Annotated in this window: 29 protein-coding genes and 1 pseudogene; 12 read left to right on the plus strand and 18 right to left on the minus strand. The window is 38.0% G+C overall.

Annotated features, from left to right (window positions below; all coding sequences use genetic code 11):
* Position 1: 1 nt before the first annotated feature.
* From FFR48_RS04725 to FFR48_RS04745, 5 genes are all read right to left on the minus strand, one after another.
* The gene (locus tag FFR48_RS04725; protein WP_137666545.1) at positions 2-574 is read right to left on the minus strand and encodes a 5-formyltetrahydrofolate cyclo-ligase; all 573 of its coding nucleotides are present in this window, start codon (positions 572-574) and stop codon (positions 2-4) included.
* Between the two features lie 176 nt (positions 575-750).
* Complete coding sequence (locus FFR48_RS04730; RefSeq protein WP_137666524.1) at positions 751-1,695, minus strand: GDP-L-fucose synthase family protein; 945 nt, start codon at positions 1,693-1,695, stop codon at positions 751-753.
* A 125-nt stretch (positions 1,696-1,820) separates the two neighbouring features.
* On the minus strand, positions 1,821-2,900 hold the full coding sequence (gene gmd / locus FFR48_RS04735) for a GDP-mannose 4,6-dehydratase (protein WP_137666525.1): 1,080 nt from the start codon (positions 2,898-2,900) through the stop codon (positions 1,821-1,823).
* A gap of 440 nt (positions 2,901-3,340) precedes the next feature.
* A complete protein-coding gene (locus FFR48_RS04740; protein ID WP_137666546.1) occupies positions 3,341-4,099 on the minus strand; it encodes an undecaprenyl-phosphate galactose phosphotransferase family protein in 759 nt (252 codons plus the stop codon).
* Positions 4,100-4,211: 112 nt separating this feature from the next.
* Positions 4,212-5,354 carry a glycosyltransferase gene (locus tag FFR48_RS04745; protein WP_137666526.1) on the minus strand — a complete coding sequence of 381 codons (1,143 nt, stop codon included), beginning with the start codon at positions 5,352-5,354 and terminating at the stop codon, positions 4,212-4,214.
* A gap of 286 nt (positions 5,355-5,640) precedes the next feature.
* Between FFR48_RS04745 and FFR48_RS04750 the strand changes: the two genes are divergently transcribed.
* Both FFR48_RS04750 and FFR48_RS04755 read left to right on the plus strand, forming a co-directional pair.
* Positions 5,641-5,799 carry a hypothetical protein gene (locus FFR48_RS04750; RefSeq protein ID WP_162501842.1) on the plus strand — a complete coding sequence of 53 codons (159 nt, stop codon included), beginning with the start codon at positions 5,641-5,643 and terminating at the stop codon, positions 5,797-5,799.
* Positions 5,800-5,854: 55 nt separating this feature from the next.
* On the plus strand, positions 5,855-6,787 hold the full coding sequence (locus FFR48_RS04755) for an NAD-dependent epimerase/dehydratase family protein (RefSeq protein ID WP_137666547.1): 933 nt from the start codon (positions 5,855-5,857) through the stop codon (positions 6,785-6,787).
* Positions 6,788-6,866: 79 nt separating this feature from the next.
* Here the strand turns inward: FFR48_RS04755 and FFR48_RS04760 are convergent, their stop codons facing one another.
* The 3 genes from FFR48_RS04760 to FFR48_RS04770 form a co-directional block, all read right to left on the minus strand.
* The gene (locus tag FFR48_RS04760) at positions 6,867-7,601 is read right to left on the minus strand and encodes a Uma2 family endonuclease (protein WP_137666527.1); all 735 of its coding nucleotides are present in this window, start codon (positions 7,599-7,601) and stop codon (positions 6,867-6,869) included.
* Between the two features lie 26 nt (positions 7,602-7,627).
* A complete protein-coding gene (gene pgsA / locus FFR48_RS04765; protein WP_137666528.1) occupies positions 7,628-8,140 on the minus strand; it encodes a CDP-diacylglycerol--glycerol-3-phosphate 3-phosphatidyltransferase in 513 nt (170 codons plus the stop codon).
* A 277-nt stretch (positions 8,141-8,417) separates the two neighbouring features.
* Positions 8,418-8,984: a Uma2 family endonuclease gene (locus tag FFR48_RS04770; RefSeq protein WP_137666529.1), complete on the minus strand. Its 567-nt coding sequence runs from the start codon at positions 8,982-8,984 to the stop codon at positions 8,418-8,420.
* Between the two features lie 119 nt (positions 8,985-9,103).
* On the opposite strand from FFR48_RS04770, the gene FFR48_RS04775 reads away from it, so the two are divergent.
* A complete protein-coding gene (locus FFR48_RS04775; protein WP_137666530.1) occupies positions 9,104-10,510 on the plus strand; it encodes an aspartate ammonia-lyase in 1,407 nt (468 codons plus the stop codon).
* 193 nt (positions 10,511-10,703) lie between these two features.
* Here FFR48_RS04775 and FFR48_RS04780 read toward each other — a convergent pair whose 3' ends face one another.
* The 3 genes and pseudogenes from FFR48_RS04780 to FFR48_RS28895 all read right to left on the minus strand — a co-directional run bounded on the left by FFR48_RS04780 (position 10,704) and on the right by FFR48_RS28895 (position 12,832).
* On the minus strand, positions 10,704-12,350 hold the full coding sequence (locus FFR48_RS04780) for an alpha/beta hydrolase (protein ID WP_137666531.1): 1,647 nt from the start codon (positions 12,348-12,350) through the stop codon (positions 10,704-10,706).
* Between the two features lie 79 nt (positions 12,351-12,429).
* Positions 12,430-12,633, minus strand: a pseudogene (locus FFR48_RS30720) (hypothetical protein); the annotation flags it as partial.
* A 43-nt stretch (positions 12,634-12,676) separates the two neighbouring features.
* The gene (locus tag FFR48_RS28895; RefSeq protein WP_190649060.1) at positions 12,677-12,832 is read right to left on the minus strand and encodes a hypothetical protein; all 156 of its coding nucleotides are present in this window, start codon (positions 12,830-12,832) and stop codon (positions 12,677-12,679) included.
* A gap of 81 nt (positions 12,833-12,913) precedes the next feature.
* Between FFR48_RS28895 and FFR48_RS04785 the strand changes: the two genes are divergently transcribed.
* The 5 genes from FFR48_RS04785 (at position 12,914) to FFR48_RS04805 (ending at position 16,723) form a co-directional block, all read left to right on the plus strand.
* Positions 12,914-13,885 carry an Npun_F2552 family protein gene (locus FFR48_RS04785; protein WP_137666532.1) on the plus strand — a complete coding sequence of 324 codons (972 nt, stop codon included), beginning with the start codon at positions 12,914-12,916 and terminating at the stop codon, positions 13,883-13,885.
* A gap of 449 nt (positions 13,886-14,334) precedes the next feature.
* Positions 14,335-14,526, plus strand: coding sequence for a TLTLP motif-containing protein (locus FFR48_RS04790; protein WP_096570494.1), 192 nt, complete (start codon positions 14,335-14,337; stop codon positions 14,524-14,526).
* Between the two features lie 198 nt (positions 14,527-14,724).
* A complete protein-coding gene (locus tag FFR48_RS04795; protein ID WP_096570496.1) occupies positions 14,725-15,237 on the plus strand; it encodes an inorganic diphosphatase in 513 nt (170 codons plus the stop codon).
* Positions 15,238-15,407: 170 nt separating this feature from the next.
* The gene (panD, locus tag FFR48_RS04800) at positions 15,408-15,791 is read left to right on the plus strand and encodes an aspartate 1-decarboxylase (RefSeq protein ID WP_137666533.1); all 384 of its coding nucleotides are present in this window, start codon (positions 15,408-15,410) and stop codon (positions 15,789-15,791) included.
* A gap of 11 nt (positions 15,792-15,802) precedes the next feature.
* Positions 15,803-16,723 carry an MBL fold metallo-hydrolase gene (locus tag FFR48_RS04805; protein ID WP_137666534.1) on the plus strand — a complete coding sequence of 307 codons (921 nt, stop codon included), beginning with the start codon at positions 15,803-15,805 and terminating at the stop codon, positions 16,721-16,723.
* Positions 16,724-16,779: 56 nt separating this feature from the next.
* On the opposite strand, the gene FFR48_RS04810 is transcribed toward FFR48_RS04805, so the two are convergent.
* From FFR48_RS04810 to FFR48_RS04840, 7 genes are all read right to left on the minus strand, one after another.
* Positions 16,780-17,814, minus strand: coding sequence for an anthranilate phosphoribosyltransferase family protein (locus FFR48_RS04810; RefSeq protein ID WP_137666535.1), 1,035 nt, complete (start codon positions 17,812-17,814; stop codon positions 16,780-16,782).
* 100 nt (positions 17,815-17,914) lie between these two features.
* Positions 17,915-18,856, minus strand: a complete 942-nt coding sequence (locus FFR48_RS04815) for a LysR family transcriptional regulator (RefSeq protein WP_096570503.1) — start codon at positions 18,854-18,856, stop codon at positions 17,915-17,917.
* A 194-nt stretch (positions 18,857-19,050) separates the two neighbouring features.
* Entirely contained in the window at positions 19,051-19,494 is a 444-nt protein-coding gene (locus tag FFR48_RS04820; protein ID WP_137666536.1) for a QcrA and Rieske domain-containing protein, read from the minus strand.
* A 72-nt stretch (positions 19,495-19,566) separates the two neighbouring features.
* Positions 19,567-19,773, minus strand: coding sequence for a type II toxin-antitoxin system HicA family toxin (locus FFR48_RS04825; protein ID WP_137666537.1), 207 nt, complete (start codon positions 19,771-19,773; stop codon positions 19,567-19,569).
* The gene (locus tag FFR48_RS04830) at positions 19,770-19,973 is read right to left on the minus strand and encodes a type II toxin-antitoxin system HicB family antitoxin (RefSeq protein ID WP_137666538.1); all 204 of its coding nucleotides are present in this window, start codon (positions 19,971-19,973) and stop codon (positions 19,770-19,772) included. The genes FFR48_RS04825 and FFR48_RS04830 overlap by 4 nt, the downstream gene beginning before the upstream one ends.
* A 269-nt stretch (positions 19,974-20,242) precedes the next feature.
* Complete coding sequence (locus FFR48_RS04835) at positions 20,243-20,704, minus strand: DUF29 domain-containing protein (protein ID WP_137666539.1); 462 nt, start codon at positions 20,702-20,704, stop codon at positions 20,243-20,245.
* Between the two features lie 43 nt (positions 20,705-20,747).
* Positions 20,748-20,921 carry a hypothetical protein gene (locus FFR48_RS04840; protein ID WP_162501843.1) on the minus strand — a complete coding sequence of 58 codons (174 nt, stop codon included), beginning with the start codon at positions 20,919-20,921 and terminating at the stop codon, positions 20,748-20,750.
* A 417-nt stretch (positions 20,922-21,338) separates the two neighbouring features.
* Here FFR48_RS04840 and FFR48_RS04845 point away from each other — a divergent pair, with 417 nt between their 5' ends.
* The 4 genes from FFR48_RS04845 to FFR48_RS04860 all read left to right on the plus strand — a co-directional run.
* Positions 21,339-22,889, plus strand: coding sequence for a ferredoxin--nitrite reductase (locus FFR48_RS04845; RefSeq protein ID WP_137666540.1), 1,551 nt, complete (start codon positions 21,339-21,341; stop codon positions 22,887-22,889).
* 113 nt (positions 22,890-23,002) lie between these two features.
* Positions 23,003-24,328 (plus strand): CmpA/NrtA family ABC transporter substrate-binding protein, encoded by a 1,326-nt coding sequence (locus tag FFR48_RS04850; RefSeq protein WP_137666541.1) that lies wholly within the window; start codon positions 23,003-23,005, stop codon positions 24,326-24,328.
* Positions 24,329-24,436: 108 nt separating this feature from the next.
* Complete coding sequence (ntrB, locus tag FFR48_RS04855; RefSeq protein ID WP_137666542.1) at positions 24,437-25,279, plus strand: nitrate ABC transporter permease; 843 nt, start codon at positions 24,437-24,439, stop codon at positions 25,277-25,279.
* Positions 25,280-25,379: 100 nt separating this feature from the next.
* Positions 25,380-25,751: ATP-binding cassette domain-containing protein (locus tag FFR48_RS04860; RefSeq protein WP_137666543.1), on the plus strand; the 372-nt coding region annotated here is incomplete at its 3' end.

A 25,751-nucleotide genomic window follows, 5' to 3' on the forward strand; every position in this document is an offset into this window, starting at 1 on the left:
TTTATCGGATGTAAATTTGCGATTCAGTAATAACACCTTGTAAACATTTATCCCAATTATCAAAGGGGAGTTGATGGAAATAGGCAAAATCAAAAACTACGCCTATTGTGGGTATGTTAGCCCAAATGGGAGAACTCAACAAACGGTCATAATATCCACCACCATAACCTAAACGATATCCTTGGCGATCGCAAGCTACACTAGGGACAAGAATTAAATCGACTTCTGTAGGATTTATAGTTGGTGCTTCCGGGTGTGGTTCAGTAATACCATAATTACCGGTTTGCAGTATATCATCTGGTTGCCACAAGTGCCAGGATAGAGACTCACCAACACAACGAGGAAAACCCCAACTACGCTGCGAGTCCGTAAACAGTGGACTTAAATCAGGTTCTTGACGAAAGCTGAAATAGGCGAGGATGGTGGTTGCTTGGGTAAATAAAGGCGAACTTTGCAGTTGTGAAGAAATGCGATCGCTCTTTTTTTGCCAATCTTGAACAGTCATAGATTGACGTTTTCTTAGCAAACTACGTCTAAGTTCTGTTTTGTTTAGCTGTGAATCAATTTTTAGCAATGTGCGAACAGGTAACAGTTGACAGGTGAATTGATAATTGATAATTGATAATTGATAATTGACAATTGTTTCATTCAAGGGTAATTGTCAATTGTCCATTGTTAATTGTCAATTGATGGCATTCCCAGTCAGAGACTGGGAACGAGATAAACGAGATAAAACTGCTAGATTTTTACCTATGCAGCATTTTTGCGCCACCACTCAATCGTATTTTTTAGCCCTTCTTCAAAGCTGAATTGAGCAGTGAAACCAAACGCTTCCTTGGCTTTTTCCGTATCTAAACAACGTCTTGGTTGTCCGTTGGGTTTGTCAGTTTCCCAAACAATCTCCCCTTCATATTCCATTAACTCACAAATCAGAGTAATCAAATCTTTAATAGAGATTTCATAACCTGTACCCAAGTTAACAGGATCAGATTCATTGTAAAACTGAGTACCCATAACAATACCCCGTGCTGCATCTGTAGAATACAAAAATTCACGGGTAGGAGAACCATCACCCCACACAGGAAGTTGTTTTTCTCCCTTGGTTTGCGCTTCGTGAACTTTGCGGATCAAAGCTGGAATAACATGAGAACTTCTAGGATCAAAATTATCTTCAGGACCATATAAGTTCACAGGGAGTAGGTAAATACCATTAAACCCATACTGCTGACGGTAAGATTGCAGTTGCACTAAAAGCGCCTTCTTAGCTACTCCATAGGGAGCGTTAGTCTCTTCTGGATAACCATTCCACAAGTCTTCTTCTTTAAAAGGAACTGGGGTAAATTTAGGATAAGCGCAGATAGTACCCACACAAACGAACTTTTCTAAACCTGCTTGATAGGCCGCATGAATTAGCTGAGTACCCATGATCAAGTTATCATAGAACAACTCTGCGGGTTTTTCACGGTTGAGGCCAATTCCACCGACATGAGCAGCTAAGTGAATGACTATATCCTGTTGTTCAACTGCGCGTTGGCAATTTTCCCAAACTCGCAAATCACAATCACGCGATCGCGGTACTGTAATTTTCTCACGGTCTGCCCCAGCTTGACACAGTTGGTTTATCACTTGACGGCCTAGAAAACCGGAACCACCAGTGACAAGAATACGTTTATTGTTTAGTTCTAAGCCAGTCATTCAATTTTGGATTTTAGATTTTGGAATAAACAGGGGTTTAGGAGTCAGGAGTTCAGAAGTTCAGGATTTCAGGATTTCAGCAAAAATATTCCCCAGTCACCTGTCACCTGTCACCTGTCACCTAATTAAAAATGCAGAGTTCCTAATTCTTGACGGATAGTAGCAATATCTTGGGGTTGTTTTGAACCATTGCCATTAGGGGAAGTATGCCCAAGGGCTTGTAAGTCAGCTTCTACCATTAAAGAAACAAGTTCTTTGAAGGTTACAGAAGGTTGCCAACCTAACTTTTGTCGTGCTTTTGTAGGATCACCAATTAACAAATTTACTTCTGCTGGTCTGAGATAGCGTTGATCAAATTCAACATAATCTTGCCAGTTGAGATTAACATAACCAAATGCTAATTCCAAAAATTCCCGTACTGAGTGAGTTTCCCCTGTAGCAATAACGTAATCATCGGGCTGATCTTGTTGCAACATCAGCCACATTGCTCTTACGTAATCTTTGGCATAACCCCAATCACGTTTAGCATCTAAATTACCCATATATAAGACTTTTTGCTTATCAGCGACAATACGGGCAACAGCTCTAGTTATTTTTCTAGTAACAAATGTTTCACCCCGACGAGGTGATTCATGGTTAAAAAGAATACCGTTACAAGCAAACAAGTTATAAGATTCTCGATAATTTACAGTTTGCCAGTGAGCATAAACTTTTGCACAAGCGTAGGGACTGCGGGGATAAAAAGGTGTTGTTTCACTTTGGGGGACTGCTTGCACCAAGCCATACATTTCCGAAGAACCGGCTTGATAGAACCGTACTTGAATCCCTGTGCGGTGTTGGTAGTCGCGGATGGCTTCTAATAAACGAAGAGTTCCCATCCCTACAGCATCTACTGTATATTCAGGAGAATCAAAACTAACTCTAACGTGAGATTGAGCGCCTAAATTATAAATTTCTGTGGGTTTAACTTCTTCTAAAATGCGGCGCAGGGTAGTACCATCAGTTAAATCGCCGTAGTGTAGAAATAATCTTACACCTTCTTTATGTGGATCTTCGTAAATGTGATCAATGCGATCTGTGTTAAAGGTGGAGGTACGGCGGATAATTCCGTGAACTTCATAACCTTGTTCTAGTAAAAATTCGCTCAAGTAAGAACCATCTTGACCTGTGATACCAGTAATCAACGCTCGTTTTTTTTCTGTCATTCCCAATTATCTCTTGTTGTTGAAGTTGTAAAATTTACAGGCAATACTAGATGAATTAGCAACTCATTGATCAAATTGCCTGATTTTAAACATACAAGTCTTAGTTGCTATTAAAGATCAAATGTTAACTACTATACTTAAGAAAAACCTTTTTAACAAGTTAGGTTTCCATTATCTATAAAAACAAAGCGGTTAAGTTTGTCTGCCAAGATCCAAAACTTGATCTCAAGGGGTTTCAGGCTTTTTTCTAATAATTTTTCTGAGATTGGTAAAAACCAAATAAACTATAGATTTATCTGAAGAATTAATCAAGTTAACAATAAAAGTTGTAGCATTTTTTGATTAAGCCAGTGGTTTTATTAGGCTGCTGAACTGCTGAGGTGCGGGGCTTGGCATTAGCCATACTCCTGATAGGGGAGTGTGGCGTTAGCCATAGGGCGTTAATAAGCCCCGTTATTTTTAGGCATGATTACCACATTAATGGTTTTCAAGATGATCCATAAATCTAGCCAAAAATTTCTGAATTTAACATAGTGTAGGTCTATTTGGACTCGCCGGGGGTAAGGTATATCATTACGTCCAGATACTTGCCATAATCCAGTAATGCCTGGACGAATGGTTAAAACTTCATTAATATGAGAGCCATATTTGGACAATTCTTCCGCTACTAGGGGGCGAGGACCTACTACACTCATATCCCCTTTTAAAACGTTCCAAAATTGGGGAAATTCATCTAAGCTGGTAATTCGCAGTAAGTGACCAATTTTGGTAATCCGGGGGTCTTTTTTCAGTTTAAAAGTGCTGGTAAATTCTTGACGTAACTCTGGGGAAGTTTCCATCATTTGGGCGAGTATTTCATCCGCATTTGTTACCATTGTGCGGAATTTGATACATTTAAAGGGACGATAGTTTTTACCAACTCGTTCTTGGATATAAAAAATTGGACCTTGTGAGCTTACAGCAATCAGTAAGGCCAAGATTATGTATATCGGGAAAAACAAGATCAAAACCGACAAAGAAAATGCAATATCGAACAGTCGTTTGGCTAACTCTCCGTTTAAACCCTGATCAGATAAACCTCTGGGTTTGATCTTGGGCGGTTTTGATTTTTGACCACGTTTGACTAAAGTATGCGTCGAGGCATTAGCATCTTTACGTGGGTATCGCTTGCCGGAGAGAAGTGAACTCTGGGCAGTCATCATACTCCTTAATAATCCACACCACACATAGTCCCAATCTTAAAGCTAAAAGGCAGTGATTCTGGGGGGAAATTCCCAAAAGCTTGGAAAATAAATACAAAAATCCTGAATATTATTTCAGGGAAGGTCTTTTTTCTTGACACTGATTCAGGAAATCGAGATAACGATCTGCAAAAACCTGTCTCGAAAACTGACTGGCGTGTAATTTTATATACTCAGATTTTAAAAAATCCTGATCGGCTTCAAACTTTTCTACGGCCTCCACCAAAGCTGCTACTGTTTGTTCTTTAAAGAATATACCTGTTCCGGTGTCCATACAAGTGCGAATATCTCGCACGGTTTCTAAAGCACCACCAGCACCATAAGCAATAACAGGAGTACCACAAGCTTGTGCTTCTACTAAGGCAATGCCAAAATCTTCACAAGCTGCATATACAAAAGCTTTGGCACGAGCCATATAGGTTTTTACCATATCCTCAGGTTGCCATCCGAGTATTTGGATATGAGGACTGGCGATCGCTTGCAGTTGTTTCATTTGCGGTCCTGTACCAATCACCACCAATGGTCGTTTGAGTTGATTAAAAGCCTGAACAATCAAGGATACTTGTTTATAAGTCACCAATCGGGAAACGATCAGATAAAAATCCTCTTTTTCAGCGCAGAAGGGCAAGTTTTCGATGTTTACTGGTGGGTAAATGACTTTTGCTTCTCGGCGATAGCAACGCCAAATCCTGCGGGCTGTATGCTGGGAGTTGGCGATGAAGTAATCAACGCGGTTGGCACTCAATACATCCCATTGACGTAAACTATGCAATAAGTATTTTGTGATCCATCCAATTCCACCTTTTCCTAGTTTGCTTTGGTTGAGATAATCAAAGGTCAAGTCCCAAGCATAACGCATTGGACTATGGCAATAACAAATGTGCAGTTGATCTGGAGTGGTGAGGACTCCTTTAGCTACTGCATGGGATGAAGATAAAATTACCTCATATTGACGCAAATCTAACTGTTCGATTGCTAATGGTAACAATGGTAAATATTTTTGTACCCCTTGACGGGCTAAGGGTAAATGTTGCAGAAAGGTTTTGCCTATCTGACGCTGGTAAAGATAACTTTCTGGGTTGGTAGATTCAAAATCTATTAAGGCATATAAATCAGCATCTACATAATTTAATATTTCCTTGACTACGAGTTCTGAACCTCCTGTGGCTTTGGGTGTTAGCCACTCATGAACTAAGGCATATTTTGAAGACATATTAATTGGGGACTGGGGACTGGTGACTGGGGACTGGGGACTGGGGACTGGTGACTGGGGACTGGTGACTGGTGACTGGTGACTGGGAAAAATATAATTAATTACCTATAGCAATTCGGTTTGATTTATGAATTTACTCGTAGAGGCGGGGAAAAGGAAATAGGGAACAGAAAAGAAGTAATAAAGGTTTACTGAGTTTGTTCAAAAATCAAATAGGAGTCCTATATTAGCTATGACCTATTTACAGCAGATTTCATATAAGTGAAGTACACCAGTAGCAGGCAAGATGCCCGCACCACAAGAGTTTTATGATTCATCGCTTGTTAGACACCGTAAGGGATCTCAGCTAAGTGGACTCGTTGAACTAAGAATCTGCGATCCTAAAGGAGCGCAGAGTGTCAATACCCAGTCCCCAATTACCAATCACCAGTCACCAATTACCTGATAATCTCAACAATAGGGGTGTTTTGTCACCTGTGTTTATAAGGATTTGGGATTTTATGCGTATTCTGGTTATTGGTGGGACTCGGTTTATCGGTGTCTACTTGACTCAACTGCTGGTAAAAGCTGGCCATGATGTGGTTTTGTTTAATCGTGGTAATCATCCCGCACCTGATGGTGTAGGACAGATTATAGGCGATCGCACTGACCCAACTCAGTTAAAGGATAAGTTATCACAGGAAAGTTTTGATGTCATTTTTGACAATAATGGTCGGGAACTGGCTGATACTCAACCGTTAGCGGAAATTTTTCATGGTAGGGTGAAGCATTTTGTTTATATGAGTTCGGCTGGGGTATATTTAAAGTCTGATCAAATGCCCCACATTGAAGGTGATGCTGTTGATCCGAAAAGTCGTCACAAAGGTAAGCATGAAACGGAAGCTTACTTACAACAGTTAGGCATTCCTTTTACTTCCATTCGTCCAACTTATATTTACGGACCTCAGAATTATAACCCTTTGGAAAGCTGGTTTTTTGATAGAATTGTCCGCGATCGCCCGATTCCTATTCCTGGAAATGGGATGCACATTACCCAGTTAGGTCATGTTAAGGATCTGGCACAGGCGATGTTACAGGTGATTGGTAATGAAAAAGCCATTGGTGAGATTTATAATGTGTCAGGCGATCGCTTTGTCACTTTTGATGGTTTAGCCCGTGCTTGTGCGATCGCTGCTGGTAAATCTGCCGCTGATCTTAAAATAGTACATTACGATCCCAAAAAGTTTGATTTTGGTAAACGTAAAGCTTTCCCCATGCGGGTACAACACTTTTTTGCATCGGTAAATAAAGCGATGACTGAATTAAATTGGCAACCAGAATATGATTTAATTTCTGGTTTACAAGATTCTTTAAACAATGATTATTTAGCCAGTGGACAAGATAAAACAGAACTTGATTTTTCTGTAGATGATGAGATTTTGAAAGCTGTTTAATTAGGTAATGGGTAATGGGTAATCAATTTCATTTTTACCAATTACCAATTACCAATTACCAATTACCAATTACCTTTCATTACAAATCATCAGGATTAATTCCCAATTCTCGCAACTTCGCTGCTAATTTATCAGACTTTTGTTTTTCCTGTTTCAGAAGTTCCACAGGGGTAGGAATCCATTTTCCTGAGCTATCATACCAGCGTAACCATAAACGTTCAATACCTTCAAAGCTGCCTTGCCAAAGTCCCAAACCTAACTCTATTCCTGGCATCCAAATTTTACCAGAACTCACATCTATTTCTTCATAGCGATCCGCCACTAATTGAAATGCTTGTAATTTATCAGTGTATCTATCAAAAATAATATAATAAGGTACTCTGACAATTCTTTCATACACTTCCCATTTTGTAGGCGGTTGGTTAACTTCTCTCAAAGTTCTGCCTAAATCTTCTTTCTCTGTTTTTGGTGATAATAATTCTACCATGACAAGAGGAGCAATGATTTCTTGCCACATTACATAACTTAAACGTAATTCTCGTTGATCAAACAAACGAGAAACACCAACCACCGCAAACCAATCAGGTCTTTTATACCATAATGGATTACGAGTATCATAATAAAGATTTAAATCTGACGCTACAAATACCTGATCTGGGGGATAATTAGGAGGTAAAAAGGTATCTGTTAACAGTCTCGGTTGTAAAAGATGAAATTCGTCAGGCAACCCTGAATCCTCCACGTACTCACTAGGAAGATCATACATGGTGGGGAGGGTTTCTTGAGCAGGAATTGGTGGATCTGTTTGATACATATTATTTATCCTTGATTTGTTCTTGTTTAGTGTTCTTGTTTTGCTGGTATTAGATAAATTATTCCCGAAATTACTGTTAATATTATAGATACCCAAAAGGCAATCAAAGCCGGAATTTGCCAAGCTGCTGATAAAGGTGCTATGAGTAAAGCTATGGCGATAATTTGACTGACTGTTTTTAATTTACCCCAAATATTCGCACCGCTGATAGTGGTTTGATTAACACGCCAACCTGCTATGGCTAATTCTCGTGCTAATATTATAAATACTCCCCAAGCTGGGATTTTTCCTAGTTCTACTAATACTAATAATGGTGCAAGTACCAAGAGTTTATCTACTAATGGATCTAAGAATTTCCCTAAGTCTGTAATTTGATTTAATTTTCTAGCTAAATATCCATCTAACCAGTCTGTTAATGCTGCTATTAAAAAGATGGTTAAACAGACCCATTTAGCTTGGGGTGTGGGTATATATAATCCGTATAATAAAAATGGTATTCCTAACAGTCTAGAAAAAGTAATTGTGTTTGGTATGTTCATGATTTTTAAAGTTTGTTATTTTTTATTTTTTGGGAGTATCCCAAATGTGTAAGTTTATTTTTCGTTTGAGTTCAAGACTTGAAATAAACGAACCACGAAGGACACGAAAGACACGAAGGTAAGAGGTAAGAAGAGAGTTTTTGGTGTTGCTGCGGTTATTTTTTCAAAATTGGGATGCTCCCTATTTTTTAGTTTTATTACAGGTCTTTTATTAACGAACCGCAAAGTACGCAAAGAACACAAAAAGGTTTTATAAGAAGTCGGGAATATTTTTTATCTATTTTAATTTTAAGCATTCAAATAATTCTCCTAATGTTAAATGTAAATCTTTCATTATTTCGGGAACTGGTAATATGTCTGTTTCATTTTCTAAATAAATTGGTTGTTGGTTTTGGGGATAAATTATGATATTATATTCTTGGGGAATAATTAACCAACCTAAGCTAGTACCATGATTTAAACAATGTAAAATATTTTTGGTGGGTTTGGCTATACTCTGTTCTGGAGAAAGAATTTCAATTGTCCAGTCTGGATGGGTATTAAAAGCATTTTCAATGTTACCTTTTTCATCTACGGGTATTCTATCCCATGCAAATACCGCTATGTCAGGAACTATGGAAAGTCCCCCAAATGTACATCTTAACTCTGGAAATGCTAAAGCAATTTTAGCATCTTCAACTACATTGTTAATCGCATTAACTGTTTTCCCTTGTAATCTGCTATGTTTACCTTGTGGCATGGTTTTTTGAATTATTTCTCCGTTAATATATTCGCTTGCTGGTTTGGTTTCTGGTAGTTGTAAAAATTCTGCTAAAGTTAATTTACGAGTGGGTGTTGTTACCATAATATTTTTACCTTTTAGTATTTAACCCAAGTTTATCCTAAAAAAGATTGCTAAATTAGGCTTTTAGCATCCTCACGTGGGATGATCTGTATTTTCAGATAACCTACGACACACTCACTATGACTAACAATACAGATTTTCGCATTGAACGGGACTCGATGGGCGATCGCCAAATTGCCAACAACGTCTATTATGGTATTCAAACCCAACGCGCTGTTGAAAATTTTCCCATCAGTGGTTTAAAACCTCTACACACCTACGTCAACGCAGGTTTATATATCAAAAAAGCTACCGCTATCGTCAATGGTGAATTAAATTGTATTCCCGCAGATATTAGCAAAGCTATCATTCAAGCAGTTGATGAAATTTTAGCCGGTAAACTCCGTGATCAGTTCGTAGTTGATGTTTACCAAGCAGGTGCAGGAACATCTCACCACATGAACATTAACGAAGTTCTCGCAAACCGCGCTTTAGAAATTTTGGGAGATGAAAAGGGTAATTATAAACGAGTTAGTCCTAATGATCATGTTAACTATGGTCAGTCTACCAACGATGTCATCCCTACCGCTATCCGCATCGGTGGTTTATTAGCACTTTCCCAAACTCTACACCCTGCTTTGGAAATAGCAATTTCTACCTTAGAAGCAAAAGCGGTGGAATTTCACGATATCGTTAAATCAGGAAGAACTCATTTACAGGATGCAGTACCCGTGCGTTTGGGTGAAAACTTCCGCGCTTGGGCGCACATTCTCAGCGAACATCAAAACCGATTATACACCGCTTCCGGTGATTTGATGGTTTTGGGTTTAGGTGGAAGTGCTGCGGGTACAGGAATGAATACCCATCCTGAATACCGGAAACGGGTAGTAGAGACACTTTCCCAACTATTAGAAATACCTTTAGAACCAGCACCCCATTTAATGGCCGCGATGCAAAGTATGGGTGCGTTTGTGAATGTTTCCGGTGCTGTGCGAAATTTAGCTCAGGATCTAGTTAAAATCTCCCATGACCTGCGTTTGATGGACTCTGGACCCAAAACCGGGTTTAAGGAAATTCAACTACCCCCAGTGCAACCAGGTTCTTCCATTATGCCAGGTAAGTATAATCCCGTAATGGCAGAGATGACATCAATGGTATGTTTTCAGGTGATGGGTTATGATCAGGCGATCGCTCTTGGATCACAAGCAGGACAATTAGAATTAAATGTGATGATGCCTCTTATTGCCTATAATTTAATTCACAGCATTGAAATTTTAGGTAATACAATTGCGGCTTTAACTAACAGTTGTATTCAAGGAATTACTGCCAACAAAGAAAGATGTTTAGGTTATGCTGAGGGTAGTTTGGCTTTAGTTACTGCTTTAAATACTCACATCGGTTATCTTAATGCTGCTGCTGTCGCTAAGGAGTCTTTGGAAACAGGAAAGTCTCTCCGTCAAATAGTTTTAGAAAAGGGTTTAATGACTGAGGAAGAATTAGCTGCTGTTTTAGATTTGGAACAAATGAGTGCGATTATACCTTTATAACCAGGTTGGGTTTACCGTGTGGAAACCCAACAAACCCTTGTAAATGTTGGGTTTCGTTCCTCAACCCAACCTACGTTATTTCGTTGTTTTGGGCTTAACCGAAAAGTATTGGGTAGGGGTTTAGCAGTGCTAAACCCCCATACAAGTTAAAGTTTATCATCATTTGTAGGAATCATTTGATATACTCAGATACCTACTGACCCGCCATCATTTCCAGAACTTGAGGAGGAAGTTCTCGGACTATGCGAAATGGGAAAAGACGAGTTGAGGCGATTTGAGCATATTCAGACGTGAGGAAAGGCGCATATTGACTAGCTTCAGGGGTTAATTGTGCAGCCATGGCGAGGGTAATAGCACAGAGAAATTTACGCACATCTTTAGCCTGTTCACCAGTAATTTCTCGGCTCAAGATGGGAGTATCGGGAATGTAACTTTGATCTACGGTAAAATCAGGGTCTTTGACACTTAAATGACTAGCCCCAATTACACCCACTAACCATTTTGGGGAACGAATTTTAGCAAAACTCAGGACTTGTTCTGTTAAGGCGGGGGTGGTTTTATCTGCGGAACTGGCGAAAACTAATGTGGGGATTTGTATTTTGGCTAAACCACTATCACCAAACATCAGAGATGATATGGGATTAAGAGCGATCGCCTGTTTCACCCTCCCATCTCGCAATTGATAGGTTTTTTCTGGTAATTCTTGGGCTACACATTGCACCACCTCACCTAAACTCCCTTGGACCAAGTTCCGCTGACACTTTTGTTTGAGGTGATCAATTTGTAACTCACCTCCTGCTAATGCCAAAGCAGTGCCACCTCCAAAGGAATGACCCACAACCATGACATTATTAGTGGCCAGCTTACCTTGTAAGGGATTATTAGGTGATTGATTGAGTTTTTCCAATTCATCTAGGATAAAACTAATATCACGGGGGCGGTCTAAAAATTCTTGGGGTTCAACTAGTCGTTTTTTACCTTGGTAAGCTGCATTGCTACTAGCTTCATTACTTCCAGGATGTTCTGGGGCTGCAACTACATATCCATGGGAAGCCAAATGTTTTGCTAAATAACGCAAGTCAGTACCCACTGAACCCAAACCATGAGAAAAAACAATTAGGGGTTTATTGACCGTTGCCGTAGTTGAAAAGTAAATGTCTACGGGAATTTGTCGTTGTCGCTTTTGGTCGTTGTAACTTAAGCTAAGTGTTTGTACTTCTGCTTTTCCTGCTTCCGCAGGGTCTAAGGCAGAATTAAATTTCACTTCTGTGGGGTTAAGCAAAGGAGCGATCGCCAACATAAACTGCTGGGTGCGGAAAAAGGCACTATTCAAATTCCGCAGTACATTAATCGCCTGGGGCAAATTAATTTGTAAGTGCTTACTAGGATACGCCTCAATAAAACTGAGGACAGATAAGCCTTGTGGGGAATTAGCCCCTAAAATTAATCCCGCCTTTATGGCCTTTACCCCGGCTTGATCCTTACGACTAATAGCCGTAGAGATATCACTGAGAATAGTCGTACCAATTTGTGTATTGATTAATCTATCTAAAGTTACAACATTGATGGGGATTGTGTTTTTCAATCCTCCCAGTAAGAACTGGCGTTGCTCCTCGGTCATTCTTTTGGTGTAAAGTTCTAAACTATCTGGTAATTTGCCAGTTTCCACAGCTTTTTTCAACTCTGCTAAGGATACAGAGTCTTTTAGAGGACCATAGCGGATAATTACCGTATCTGCTGCCATTGCAGAGGTGTTAACTTCACAAAACGGTGTTACAGCAATAACACAAAATGCACCTGCAAATATTTTCAACTTCTGCCAGCTTTTCTTTGTAAACATCTTGGTATAGGACTCCGTTTTAATTATTGTCAAAGATAGTTAACTTATGTCTGTTCCGTTCCATAAGACTTACCCAAAATTACCCAAGTCTAGATTTAACTGGACAATGGTAATTGTTTACTTCCTGCTTCATTGTAGTCTCAAGATGACTCTTGAGAGGTTTACCTACTCCACAGGCCGACACGGTAGAACTTACCGCCATATCTGAACATTTTGGAACATCAATTCCATCAAACCAACCTTCAAGATTTTTTGCTGCTTGTAAATCTCTATCCTCAGTATAACCGCAGTCAGGACAGCTATAAACGCGATTTTTTCACGGCATCTTATGGCGATATTATATACCAAAATTCACTGACCTTATGTAATGTTTCCATACGATCGCCTCCTGCTTCTGCTGCTGCAATATCAGCATCAATTTCTTCTGGGTTTGCAGGGTCGCTATCAATCAAAGCACCAATATCAGTAATTGCAGTTGACATAGTTTTATGTATTACCTCTTGCCTGAATTTTAGCTAAAAATAGTCTATATTGTGATATAATAAGGCAATTATTAATGAAATATGCAGACACCAAAACCAGCCGTTAGTTTAATTCGGGCTAAATCTTACGAACAAGAGGCTTTAAGAGAATCCTTAACCACGCTATTAGAACCTTTGGGGGGAATAGCAGCTTTTGTGAAAAGGGGCGATCGCGTACTTTTAAAACCTAATTTACTCACCGGTTCTCGTCCTACTAAAGAATGTACCACACGCCCAGAATTAGTCCGCGCTGTGGCTGAAATGGTGATGGAAGTGGGAGGTAAACCATTTTTGGGAGATAGTCCCGCTTTTGGTAGTGCTAAAGGTGTCGCTACAGCTAATGGTTTATTACCAATTTTAGAAGAGTTGAATATTCCTATTGTGGAATTTCACGGTAAACGTTATCAAACTGTGAATGATGATTTTAATCATCTGCTATTATCAAAAGAAGCCATGGAAGCAGATGTTATTATTAACTTACCCAAAGTTAAATCTCATATGCAATTAACTGTAACTTTGGGTGTGAAAAATCTCTTTGGTTGTGTGCCTGGAAAAATGAAAGCTTGGTGGCATTTTGAGGCGGGAAAAGATACCACAAGGTTTGGAGAAATGTTGGTAGAAACTGCTAGGGCAATTAACCCCAATTTAACAATTTTAGATGGTATTGTTGGTCATGAAGGTAATGGTCCTAGTGGTGGTGAACCTCGTGATTTAGGTGTTTTAGCAGCATCGGATAATGTGTTTGCTTTAGATCGGGCAATGTTAGAAATTCTCAAGGTTGATCCTTTACAAGTTCCCACTATCGCAGCTTCTCAAAGATTGGGTATTTGTCCAGAATTAAGTGAAATTGATTTTCCTAATTTAACTCCTGAACTTTTGCAAATAGAAGATTGGCGTTTACCTGATAACTTAATGCCAATTGATTTTGCTATGCCTCGTGTAATTAAATCCACTTTTAGGCATCTTTATATCCGGTTTATTAAAGAACCAATGGATGCTTATGTTAAAGGATAAAAGCTCAAACATATCCTAAATTTTCTCGCTTCTCGTTCCCATACTCTCTATGGGAATGAATTTTCAAAGGCTCTGCCTTTGGTAAAATCAGAGGCCGAGCCTCTATATTGCATTCCCAGTCTGAGACTGGGAACGAGAAAATCTAAAATCTAAAATTGCTGTAAATGCACAATAAAATTAATAATTCTGTGACTACGATCACTAAATCAAGTGATTTTGATGTAGTTAAACGAATTTCCGGAAAATATTAATTACTCCATGAAGAAGCAGATATTTGATATTTCATTTGTAACAAAAATGCCATGTATAAAAAGCTCCTATGCCATTTTTGCAACAGGATAAGTTTCTTTAAAGTTAGCAGCTTGACTTGAGAAAAATAGCTAAAATAGAAATGAAACTCTCTGAAAAAGAGTATAACTACAAGTGATAGGAACAAAAAAATTTTTTGTATGAATTCAAATAGCCAGTCTGCCAAACCTCCCGACACATATTCCCAACGTGTGGCAGACATTGTGGGAACGGCGATCGCACTCGTGACCCTGACCCTACCTGTATTTATCATTTCCCACTATTCTTCACCTATTGTTCCCAATCATCATCCGTCAACCCTGACATACGATTTAGCCAGAAGCAATAAATAACTGTTTCTACATCCAGTTTAGTTGTGCTGTAGCAATTTTAATTTAACCATACATTAACAGATCCCTGATTTCTCCCAGAAGTCGGGGATCTGTATTTTTTGCCTAAAGCCTTGGGAACAGATGCACAATTGTCCTAAAATCTAACACGGGGAGCCAAACTGCGTGCTACCTGCTCACTATAAGCGAAGGAGTTTTGTTGTGGATTTATCTCTTATTCCTGCCCAACCTAAACCGGGTGTGATTAATGTTTTGATTGAAATAGCAGGTGGGAGTAAAAATAAATACGAATTTGACAAGGATTTAAACGCTTTTGCCCTAGACCGGGTGCTTTATTCTTCGGTAAAATACCCTTATGACTATGGCTTTATACCCAACACCTTAGCTGATGATGGTGATCCTCTGGATGGGATGGTCATAATGGATGAACCAACTTTTCCAGGTTGTATAATTCCTGCAAGACCAATTGGTTTTTTGGAAATGATTGATGGTGGCGATCGCGATGAAAAAATTCTTTGTGTTCCTGCCAAAGATCCACGTTATGCCAATGTAAACTCCCTCAAAGACATCCATCCCCACCGTTTAGAAGAAATTGCTGAATTTTTCCGTTCTTACAAAAATTTGGAGAAAAAAGTAACAGAAATTCTCGGTTGGCAGGATGTAGACAGGGTTGCACCCTTAGTCGAAAAGTGCATCGCTGCTGCTAAAAAATAATAAATGATGGTTAATGGGTAATGGGTAATGGGTAATGGGTAATGGGTAATGGGTAATGGGTAATAAATTCATTCTTCCCAATCACCAATTACCAATCACCCATTACCAACCACAAACCTGTTTAATAGAATAAAACTACTCCCGGTTGTTGCGGAACAACCCAAAACGAAATGCAGCGCACTCTCCTTTTGGCTAAAATTCATAACTGTACCCTCACAGGGGCAAATATTAACTATGTGGGTAGTATCAGTATCGATCAAGTTCTTTTAGATAAAGCTGGTATTTTACCCTATGAACAAGTACAAGTAGTGAATAATGCTAATGGCCAGCGTTTTATTACTTATGCAATTTCGGCTCCAGCTAACTCAGGAATCATTGAGTTAAATGGAGCGGCCGCAAGGCTAGGCATTATAGGCGATCGCTTGATTATAATGGCTTACGGGCAGTTTACACTAGAGGAGTTAAAACATTACTCTCCTACGGTTGTCATTGTGGACGAAAAAAACCGGATGTTAGAAGTAAGAAACTACGATGATCTGCTCAGTAAGCTCTAAGTTCAAGGAAAATGTCAAATCTTGAGCGTTCTGATTCCCAAAACTACGTCAATGATCAATTAACTCCTCCGCTCAATCACCCTGCTGGGGAGTTTTGGGTTAAATTTTGGGGTGTACGAGGTTTAATTCCTACCCCAAACAGTCACACCTGCCGCTATGGTAGTAATACTGCTTGTGTAGAAATATACGTAGCAGGAAAACGCTTGATTTTTGATGGAGGTACTGGTTTACGCATTTTGGGAAAAACTTGGCAACAACAACAACAGGTACTAGAAGCCCATTTATTTTTTACCAACTCCCAATCAAATCGTATCCAAGGATTTCCCTTTTTTGCCCCCGCATTTGTTACAGACAACTGCTTCCATATTTACGGTACAGCTGCTTCCAATGGTGCATCAATTAAACAATGCCTCTGTGATCAGATGCTCCAACCTCACTTTCCCTACCCTTTACAAATGATGCAATCAGAGTTGTTGTTTTATAACTTGACTCCTGGTAATGCTGTGGAGTTAGGTGAGGTAAAAATTACAACCGCACTAATTAATAAAACTCAGAGATCAATTGGTTACAGGGTAAATTGGGCAAACCACAGTATTGCTTACGCTACAGATTTACATAATAGTCTTGATATAGAAGAGCAAAACCAGATTTTGCCCATTATTCAAGGTGTTGATTTATTGGTTACTAATGCTACTTATACTCCGCCTACCAATAAAAATCATGAATATGCTGAATTACTCTGGAAAACTCCAGTAGATTTAGCGCAAAGTGCTAATGTGAAAAAATTGATTATATCTCACCATCACCCAGATGATGATGATTATTTTCTGGATAAAATTCAGGATGAAGTTAAGTCTGCTTTTCCTAATGTTTTATTAGCTTGTGAAGGAATGGTGTTATCTGTAGGTGACAGGTTACAGGTTACAGAATAAATATTACTTGTTCCCCATTCTTCATTCTTCATTCTTCATTCTTCATTCTTCATTCTTCATTCAATTACCTCTTGTAGTTTAGCTGCGACTACACCACTGCTAAATAATTCTTTGGCTTTGTCTATACCTGTTTGCATATCTGGAGAAATGCCACAGTGCCATAGGTAAAAGCCTCCATTCCATAAAGTTGTTTGCATCAGTTCGCTGTCATTTCCAGCTAGAACAGACTGCATATCTTTGATGAGTTCTTCGGTTGTACCCAGGGGGACGTTTTTGGGGGTAAAACCATATTCACGGGGTGCAAGGTGTAACCTTTCTATTTCTTGTATTGTGGAAGATGACACGCCAATAATGGCTGTGCGATCGCGTGGTAAGTCACAACTACCTTCTAAACCTTTGACAAAGGTATATTTTTTTACGCCTTGTAAATCTAAAGCAGTTTGAAACATGGCTTCAGTGGGTGGATGGACAAAACCGGCGATAATGTGAGCATCACCAGCATAAGGACACCAAATTAATTCCATTGTCGCTAATGGTGGCCGTTTTCCTAATTGTTCTCGATATTCCCAAAGAGCGTTAGTGAGGGGAAAGTGGTTAGGTGTGTAAATAAAACCAAGATGAGTTTTATTAAATATTTCTTGGATTTTTTCTAGAGATAAATTAGTCCAATTTAATCCTAAATTTTGCCAAATTTCTATTAAAGGTAAACCGTATTTTGTGGGATAGCGAATTCCTCCGTGCATAATTACAGGTTGTCCCGCAGATGCTAATAATAAAGCTGTAATAATATTAATTGGTGCAGTGCGAGTTCTACCATCATAGGGAATACCTAGTACAATGGGAATTTTATTATTATTAATTGGTTGTAATTTTGGTCCTAGTTCATAATAAGCATCTAACATTCCTGCTAATTCTTCACCTGTGGGACGTTTCATACGGTGAGCAATTAAAAAAGCTCCAATTTGTGCAGGTTTAGCTTCAGCTAATAACATCATTTTCATGGCGGTATAAGCTTCAGTGCGAGTTAAATTTTCTGAAGTATGACTACCGCTACCGACTTTTTGGATAAATTCTTTAAATGTATTAGTCATTAGTTAGGGAATAGGGAATGGGGAATAGGGATTATATTTTGGATTTTGGATTTTCTTCAGTTATTTCCAATCTAAAATCTAAAATCTAAAATCTAAAATATTAAGATGCTGTGCGCTGTTGTTCTAATTTTGGGGGAATGTTATCACTTACTAATTGCCAAAAATGTTGAATAGGAGGAATTTGTAAACGGTCTTGAGTTGTTACCATGACTACGCGACGAGTCAAACTAGAATTATCACCTAAATTACTATTATTGGCTAGGGGACGGACGGCAAGACTAGGATCAAACTTTGCTTCTATTAATGCTGAATAAGGTAATAAAGCTATTAGTTCTCCTTGACGAACTACTCCGCGAAAAGCATCTAAAGTGTTTACTTCTAAAGCTGCGGGTAATTTGATTCCTAGTTTATCAAATCTATCTTGAATTAAACGCTGCATTCCATAACCATCTTTAAATACTACCTGGGGATATTTAATTAATTCATTCCAGGGTATAGATGCAAATTTCGCCAGGGGATGATTTGCTGCTATTAATACTTCTATGGGTTCATCATATAATGTTTGTACGACCATTTCTTTACCAGTGATCAAAAAGCGATTGTGCATGACTATTGCTAAATCTACAAGTCCATCTTTGAGGACTTTGAGAGAGCGATCACTTCCTAATGATGTTACTCTTAATTGCACTTCTGGATAATCATGACAAAACTGTTGTAAAATTGGCGGTAGGTAAGAAGCACAAAGAGAATGAATTGCAGCAATACATAATTCTGGCTGTTTTCCTGCCATTAAATCAGTTAATTCTGAAATTGCTGTATCCCATTCTTGGCAAATTTTCCGCACACGGGGAAGTAAACGTTCACCTCCCAATGTGAGTTTAGCGTGGGTGGTTCTGTGAAACAGTTCTACACCTAAATCTGCTTCTAAACCTTGAATTTGTCTGCTAATTGTAGATTGGGTGACACCACATTTTTTAGCAGCTTGTTGAAAACTGCCAGTTTGGGCGATCGCCAAAAAAGCTTGTAACTGCTCTAAACGCATAGGTAGCAGGAATTACATTCTCAATTTTAATAAACTTAACAAAGTTAACAAGTTGATTACATTATTTTAGTAGATTATGATACAAAATTTTGTAAAAATTTCTGATATTGCAGTCAAAATTCAGTAGGAGTTTAGCATTGCTAAACCCGTACAGAATAAAATCATCTTGATGCTTGATTGAGTAATAAAAATCTTTAGTAAGCTGGTTTAACAAACACAGAATCGTTTTCAATTTTAGCCAGGTAGGTTCTTAGTGGTTTTTCGGCTGGTGCTGCTTGCACTTTACCATCACGGGCAAATTTTGCATCATGACAGGGACAGACAAACTGATTTTTATCTGTTTTCCATGCAACAGTACAACCTTGATGAGTGCAGGTAGGGTTAACAGCAATTAAATTTTTTGCAGCTTTAGATGTACCAACTACCAACACTGCACCTACTGGTGACTCTGGTACTAATAATTGCCCTGTTTTGTCTAAGTCTGCTACAGTACCGATTTTTTGCCAGTCTTTAGCAGCACCCTGAGAAGGGGAAGATGCAGTTGTGGTTGTATCTGTGGTACAAGCTGCGATCGCTACAGGTAAAGAACTTGCTAATAAACCTAAACCTACCCAGTTGAAAAATTCACGACGTTTCATAGATGCTGTAATTTATGGTTTGATTTTTGACTATTGTTTATTATTACTCATAAATTAATTTTTGTCGTGAATTTAATCAAGATAATCAAATAATTCCGCTTGTTTTAATAAATGTCTTAGTAATCCTATTTTAATATCTTTATTGCCATGAATAGGCACAGATATTTTTACATTCATACCCAGTTTACCATAAATATGATGACCTCCTTGGATTCTAATTAATACCCAATCATGTTTTTCCAAGATTTTAGCTAATTCCTTACCCGTCATTGATTTCATATAGCTATTTCTAAAACCTTAGCATTATCTTGTAGTTGAATATCATTGATATCTACTGATAAATAGCCTTCAATAGCTTCATATAAATTTTGTAAAAGTTCCTCAAAAGAATCTCCTTGAGTAGCACAACCTGGAAGAGAAGGAACTTCCGCCCAATATCCGCCTTCTTCTGCTTGATGTACAATGATTTTTAGTTTCATGATTTTACCGTTAATTGATTTGATTATGATTATAGCACAATGTAGTTAAGTTAATTGTAACAGTTAATTTTGATGATAATTTCTCACATATTGCTTAAACATAGGCAACATTGAAAACAATATTTTCTCACCTTTGGTTTTCTCAACTAAATATCTTTTCTGCCAGGATTCTCAACCATTAATAAAATCAGTATAATATCCCCAGCAATTTGTAATTACCAGGGTGGGAAATTAGATAATCTTTGAAAACTCGCCCATTTTAATCATCTTCACTGAAACCAGTTTTCATCTAAGATTTGTTCTAAAGAGCCGATGGGAATAACAGGGAATTTATCAAGGGGAAGTTGAGAACGATCTGATGCTTCTTTTCTAGCATCTTGATAACATTCATCAAATATTTCCAAAATGTAAGGTTTTAAACTAGGACTATCTTTGATTTCATCTTTTATTTGTATTCTAAATGTTCTAATTTCACCTTTCCAATGTCCTTGATTTTGTTCTCTTTCCTGTTCCCAGTATTTGAGTCTTAGTAAATGTACAAGAAGCTTAATTAATAAACTTTTAATTGTTCGCTTCTGACTTCTACCCATAGTTTCTAATTCTTCTAGCAAGTTTTCTAAATCAACAGCAGAAAATTGTCCTGTGCGAAGTTGGTTGATAGTTGTTTTTATCCACAGGTAATAATCTTGATCGTATAGGGTTTGAGTTTTGGGTTGTGTTGATGTAACCATATATTGGTGAGGATTTTGCTATTTATTTTATTGTAGCCTTAATTTAACGACTCAGTTCGGGGGTTAATTCATTTAATGTCCCTGCTACTGCTTCTGTCACCATAATTCCACTACAACGGGACTTCAATTGCTGATAATACATACTATTAAACTCCTCAATTGGTAAGTTTTGCTGAAATAAATTACATAACTCTTTCACCATTTCCTCTGCATTCAATTCTTCCTTAAATAACGAACGTTATTCCATCAAAATCTTCACAACTTTCTCAATTCTTTCGTTCATAGATTCTTGTTGATTTTGAGTTAATAACATAATCTTTCCTCCATTGAAATCATCATTTATTCCTATTCTATCAAATTTTTAAAGATTACTCTTTATCCTCACTTACACCTATAGAAACCAAGAAGTTATGCAAAAAACGCAACCCCAATATCCGGTTTCTGCATAATTTTAGAAATTTCGTAACACACTATACGAATTGTGATGAAAATTCACCTTAACTTATCAATATCGAATTGCTACAACCACCAACCAGGAAACTACTATCAGTTGTTTTCTTAAAAGTGGAAAGTACAGCACCGATAAGAACACGGATAAACAATTAACTCAGTCCTGTTCCCAAAAAACAACATAATGACAGAAACAGCAACTACCACCGAAAAACTGAATAAATTCGAGAAATTCAAAGCTGAAAAAGACGGACTTGCAGTTAAAGACGAAATCAGCGAATTTGTGAAAATTGGTTGGGAAGCAATGGACGAAAACGACCTCAACCATCGCCTAAAATGGTTAGGTGTATTTTTTCGCCCAGTGACACCCGGAAAATTCATGATGCGGATGCGGATACCTAACGGTATTCTCACCAGCAGTCAAATGTATGTTTTAGCAGAAGTGATACAGCGTTACGGTGACGACGGCAGCGCAGATATCACGACCAGACAAAATATACAACTTCGCGGGATCAATTTTTCAGATATTCCTGACATCTTTAATAAATTTAACACCGTTGGCTTGACCGCCATCCAATCCGGTATGGATAATATCCGTAATATTACAGGTGATCCTGTAGCTGGTTTAGATGCTAACGAGTTGTATGATACCAGAGAATTAGTACAGCAAATTCAAGATATGCTGACTAATAAAGGTGAAGGAAACCCAGAATTTACCAATCTTCCTCGTAAATTTAACATTGCTGTAACTGGAGGAAAAGATAATTCAGTTCACGCAGAAATCAATGATTTAGCATTTGTACCAGCATTTAAAGAAGGATTTGGTTTTAATGTTTTAGTCGGTGGTTTTTTCTCCGGTAAACGTTGTGAAGCAGCTATTCCTTTAAATGCTTGGGTGAAACCCGAAGAAGTAGTTAGTTTATGTAAAGCCATTGTTGAAATATTCCGGGATCATGGTTTACGTCTTAACCGTCAAAAAGCCCGGTTAATGTGGTTAATTGATGAATGGGGTTTAGAAAAATTCCGTTCAGAAGTAGAAAAACGCTGGGGAAAAACATTCACACCCGCAGCACCAAAAGACGAAATTGATTGGGAAAAACGGGATCATATTGGGATTTATCCCCAAAAACAACCAGGATTAAATTATGCAGGTTTAAACATTCCTGTCGGTAGATTATCTGCTGATGATATGTTTCAACTTGCCCGGTTAGCTGAAGTTTATGGCAGTGGCGAAATTAGATTTACAGTTGAACAAAATGCGATTATTCCTAATATTCCCGATTCAGCTTTAAACACATTTTTAACTGAACCATTGTTAAATAAATTTGGTGTTAATCCTGGTTTATTAATGCGAGCAGTGGTATCTTGTACAGGCGCACAATTTTGTAACTTCGCATTAATAGAAACAAAAAATCGTGCCGTTGCCATGAGTAAAGCATTAGAACGGGAATTAATATTATCAAAACCCGTCCGTATTCATTGGACAGGATGCCCAAATTCTTGCGGACAACCCCAAGTAGCAGATATTGGCTTAATGGGTACAAAAGTCCGTAAAAATGGGCAAACAGTAGAAGGTGTTGACATTTATATGGGTGGAAAAGTTGGTAAAGATGCTAAACTAGGAACTTGTGTACAAAAAAGCGTTCCTTGTGAAGATGTACAACCCATATTAAAAGAAATACTCATTCAAAACTTCGGTGCAAAAGTTCGGGAAGAAGCCTTAATTTCCCATTAAATAAACCGAAAAATATAGACATCATTGAAAACCCCAATCAAACCTGGGCAATGATTTTCTATTAGCATAAATCTAAAATCCAAAATCTAAAATCGAACAACTGAGAGTTGAAAATGAGCAATATTTCCCGCAGAAAATTTATTATTACTTCCAGTTTAGCGGCAGCGACTTCCATCATAGCGCACGGTTGTTCATCTAATAACTCTCAGTCAGCAACAACAGATAGTGCAGCTTCTTCCACTGCCCAACTTGCTAACAATTCCACAGTTAGTAATGCTGCAAAAGTAGAAACAACCAAAGCTAAATTAGGATTTATTGCTTTAACTGATGCTGCACCTTTAATTATTGCCAAAGAAAAAGGTTTTTTTGCTAAATATGGCATGACTGATGTAGAAGTTAGCAAACAAAAATCCTGGCCAGTAACACGCGATAACCTGAAAATTGGCTCATCTGGTGGTGGTATTGATGGCGCACATATTCTTACCCCCATGCCTTATTTAATGACCATTAATGATAAAGTTCCAATGTATCTATTGGCGCGGCTAAATGTTAATGGTCAAGCGATTTCAGTTGCAGAAAAATTCAAAGATTTAAAAGTTGGTTTACAAAGTAAATCACTCAAAGACGCAGTAAATAAAGCCAAAGCCGATAAAAAATCCATCAAAGTTGCCATAACTTTTCCCGGTGGTACTCATGATTTATGGATTCGTTATTGGTTAGCTGCGGGTGGTATTAATCCTGATCAAGATGTGGTTTTAGAAGCAGTTCCACCACCACAAATGGTAGCTAATATGAAAGTAGGAACTGTTGATACTTTTTGTGTAGGAGAACCTTGGAACGCTCAATTAGTGAGCCAAAAATTAGGTTATACTGCTTTAGTTACAGGTGAATTATGGAATGATCATCCCGAAAAAGCTTTTGCTATGCGAAAAGATTGGGTTGACAAAAATCCTAACGCAGCACAAGCATTATTAATGGCAATTATGGAAGCACAACAATGGTGTGAAAAGCCAGAAAATAAAGAGGAAATGTGTAAAATTTGTGCTGACAGAAAATACTTTAATGTGGCTGTGGCTGACATTTTAGAACGGTCTAAAGGTAATATTGATTATGGTGATGGACGCAAGGAAGAAAACTTTGCCTATCGGATGAAATTCTGGGCTGATAATGCTTCTTATCCTTATAAAAGTCATGATACTTGGTTCTTAACTGAAGAAATTCGTTGGGGTTATTTACCTAAAGATACAAAAATCAAAGAAATGGTTGATCAGGTAAATAGAGAAGATTTATGGAAACAAGCAGCTAAAGCTTTGGGTGTATCTGCTGCGGAAATTCCTACGAGTTCTTCCCGTGGTGTGGAAACATTTTTTGATGGGGTAAAATTTGATCCAGAAAAACCGGAGGAATATTTAAAGAGTTTACAACTTAAGAAAGTTTAAGTAGTAGGGGTAATTCATGAATTACCCCTACCCGTTACCTTTGGTATATTTATTCAATTTTTCAGGTTCACCCAGAGGCGCAGAGAAAAGAGAATTAAGGAGTAAGAAATGGCTGCTAGTGTTGGAAGTCGTAGAGTTAGTAGTAAACAGCAGAAGGTAATTAATAAGTTTTTAGTAAATAAAGTAATACCACCAATCTTTGGTTTATTGATTTTTCTGGTTTTGTGGGAATTACTTTGTTTAATTCCTGGTTTTCAGTTACCTGGTCCGATTGAAACATTTTCTGAAACTTGGGACCCTTTTATTATTCAGCCTTTTTTTGATAATGGTGGCAGTGATAAGGGTTTAGGTTGGCAAATATTGACCAGTTTAGGACGGGTAGCTTTAGGTTTTTCTTTAGCAGCAGTTGTAGGGGTGGTTTTAGGAATATTTATTGGGGTGAATAAGTTTTTATATAATGCTGTAGATCCAATTTTTCAAGTATTAAGAACTATTCCTCCTTTGGCTTGGTTGCCTATTTCTCTCGCTGCTTTTCAACAAGCCAACCCTTCGGCAATTTTCGTAATTTTTATTACTTCAATTTGGCCGATTTTAATTAATACAACTGTGGGTGTACAAAATATTCCCCAAGATTATGTAAATGTGGCTCGCGTTTTACGTTTACGTAAGGACAAATATTTCTTGAGAATTGTGTTTCCGGCAACTGTTCCTTATATTTTCACAGGTTTGAGAATTGGTATTGGTTTATCTTGGTTGGCAATTGTCGCAGCAGAAATGTTAGTTGGTGGTGTGGGTATTGGTTCGTTTATTTGGGATGCCTACAACACGAGTACAGAAACTAATTTGAGTGAGATTATTATTGCGTTAGTTTATGTTGGTTTTGTGGGTTTATTGTTAGATAGAATGGTGGCTTTTATTGCTGATAAAGTTGTGCAAACAGAACACAAATAATTCTCATATCCCCGACTTCTAACATCTATTTATAATTTAATTACACCATGAAAAAGAAGTCGGGGATCTAAATAAACACCAATTACCCATTACTAAACCTATGAAGACTTTTTTAGAAATTGACCACGTAGACAGAATATTTAACCTCCCTAATGGTGGTAAATATATCGCTTTAAAAAATATAGAGTTGAAAATTCGCCAGGGTGAATTTATTTCTTTAATTGGTCATTCTGGTTGTGGTAAGTCTACTTTACTTAATATTATTGCTGGCTTAGATAGAGCTAGTATTGGTGGGGTGACTTTGGAGGGTAGAGAAGTTAGAGAACCTGGTCCAGATCGGATGGTAGTTTTTCAAAATTATTCCTTACTTCCTTGGTTAACTGTAAGAGAAAATATTGCTTTAGCTGTTGATGAAGTACATCAAAATTTACCTTTAAGAGAACGTCGAGAAATAATAGAAGAACATATTGAT

Source organism: Sphaerospermopsis reniformis, from assembly GCF_005402885.1.
In the GTDB taxonomy this organism is placed as follows: domain Bacteria; phylum Cyanobacteriota; class Cyanobacteriia; order Cyanobacteriales; family Nostocaceae; genus Sphaerospermopsis; species Sphaerospermopsis kisseleviana.

What these genes read in the sequence shown, in the direction of transcription:
- FFR48_RS04730 (WP_137666524.1), bottom strand. Translation starts at nt 1,695, where the DNA reads ATGACTGGCTTAGAACTAAACAATAAACGTATTCTTGTCACTGGTGGT.
- gmd (WP_137666525.1), bottom strand. Translation starts at nt 2,900, where the DNA reads ATGACAGAAAAAAAACGAGCGTTGATTACTGGTATCACAGGTCAAGAT.
- FFR48_RS04740 (WP_137666546.1), bottom strand. Translation starts at nt 4,099, where the DNA reads ATGACTGCCCAGAGTTCACTTCTCTCCGGCAAGCGATACCCACGTAAA.
- FFR48_RS04745 (WP_137666526.1), bottom strand. Translation starts at nt 5,354, where the DNA reads ATGTCTTCAAAATATGCCTTAGTTCATGAGTGGCTAACACCCAAAGCC.
- FFR48_RS04750 (WP_162501842.1), top strand. Translation starts at nt 5,641, where the DNA reads ATGCCCGCACCACAAGAGTTTTATGATTCATCGCTTGTTAGACACCGT.
- FFR48_RS04755 (WP_137666547.1), top strand. Translation starts at nt 5,855, where the DNA reads ATGCGTATTCTGGTTATTGGTGGGACTCGGTTTATCGGTGTCTACTTG.
- FFR48_RS04760 (WP_137666527.1), bottom strand. Translation starts at nt 7,601, where the DNA reads ATGTATCAAACAGATCCACCAATTCCTGCTCAAGAAACCCTCCCCACC.
- pgsA (WP_137666528.1), bottom strand. Translation starts at nt 8,140, where the DNA reads ATGAACATACCAAACACAATTACTTTTTCTAGACTGTTAGGAATACCA.
- FFR48_RS04770 (WP_137666529.1), bottom strand. Translation starts at nt 8,984, where the DNA reads ATGGTAACAACACCCACTCGTAAATTAACTTTAGCAGAATTTTTACAA.
- FFR48_RS04775 (WP_137666530.1), top strand. Translation starts at nt 9,104, where the DNA reads ATGACTAACAATACAGATTTTCGCATTGAACGGGACTCGATGGGCGAT.
- FFR48_RS04780 (WP_137666531.1), bottom strand. Translation starts at nt 12,350, where the DNA reads ATGTTTACAAAGAAAAGCTGGCAGAAGTTGAAAATATTTGCAGGTGCA.
- FFR48_RS28895 (WP_190649060.1), bottom strand. Translation starts at nt 12,832, where the DNA reads ATGTCAACTGCAATTACTGATATTGGTGCTTTGATTGATAGCGACCCT.
- FFR48_RS04785 (WP_137666532.1), top strand. Translation starts at nt 12,914, where the DNA reads ATGCAGACACCAAAACCAGCCGTTAGTTTAATTCGGGCTAAATCTTAC.
- FFR48_RS04790 (WP_096570494.1), top strand. Translation starts at nt 14,335, where the DNA reads ATGAATTCAAATAGCCAGTCTGCCAAACCTCCCGACACATATTCCCAA.
- panD (WP_137666533.1), top strand. Translation starts at nt 15,408, where the DNA reads ATGCAGCGCACTCTCCTTTTGGCTAAAATTCATAACTGTACCCTCACA.
- FFR48_RS04805 (WP_137666534.1), top strand. Translation starts at nt 15,803, where the DNA reads ATGTCAAATCTTGAGCGTTCTGATTCCCAAAACTACGTCAATGATCAA.
- FFR48_RS04810 (WP_137666535.1), bottom strand. Translation starts at nt 17,814, where the DNA reads ATGACTAATACATTTAAAGAATTTATCCAAAAAGTCGGTAGCGGTAGT.
- FFR48_RS04815 (WP_096570503.1), bottom strand. Translation starts at nt 18,856, where the DNA reads ATGCGTTTAGAGCAGTTACAAGCTTTTTTGGCGATCGCCCAAACTGGC.
- FFR48_RS04820 (WP_137666536.1), bottom strand. Translation starts at nt 19,494, where the DNA reads ATGAAACGTCGTGAATTTTTCAACTGGGTAGGTTTAGGTTTATTAGCA.
- FFR48_RS04825 (WP_137666537.1), bottom strand. Translation starts at nt 19,773, where the DNA reads ATGAAATCAATGACGGGTAAGGAATTAGCTAAAATCTTGGAAAAACAT.
- FFR48_RS04830 (WP_137666538.1), bottom strand. Translation starts at nt 19,973, where the DNA reads ATGAAACTAAAAATCATTGTACATCAAGCAGAAGAAGGCGGATATTGG.
- FFR48_RS04835 (WP_137666539.1), bottom strand. Translation starts at nt 20,704, where the DNA reads ATGGTTACATCAACACAACCCAAAACTCAAACCCTATACGATCAAGAT.
- FFR48_RS04845 (WP_137666540.1), top strand. Translation starts at nt 21,339, where the DNA reads ATGACAGAAACAGCAACTACCACCGAAAAACTGAATAAATTCGAGAAA.
- FFR48_RS04850 (WP_137666541.1), top strand. Translation starts at nt 23,003, where the DNA reads ATGAGCAATATTTCCCGCAGAAAATTTATTATTACTTCCAGTTTAGCG.
- ntrB (WP_137666542.1), top strand. Translation starts at nt 24,437, where the DNA reads ATGGCTGCTAGTGTTGGAAGTCGTAGAGTTAGTAGTAAACAGCAGAAG.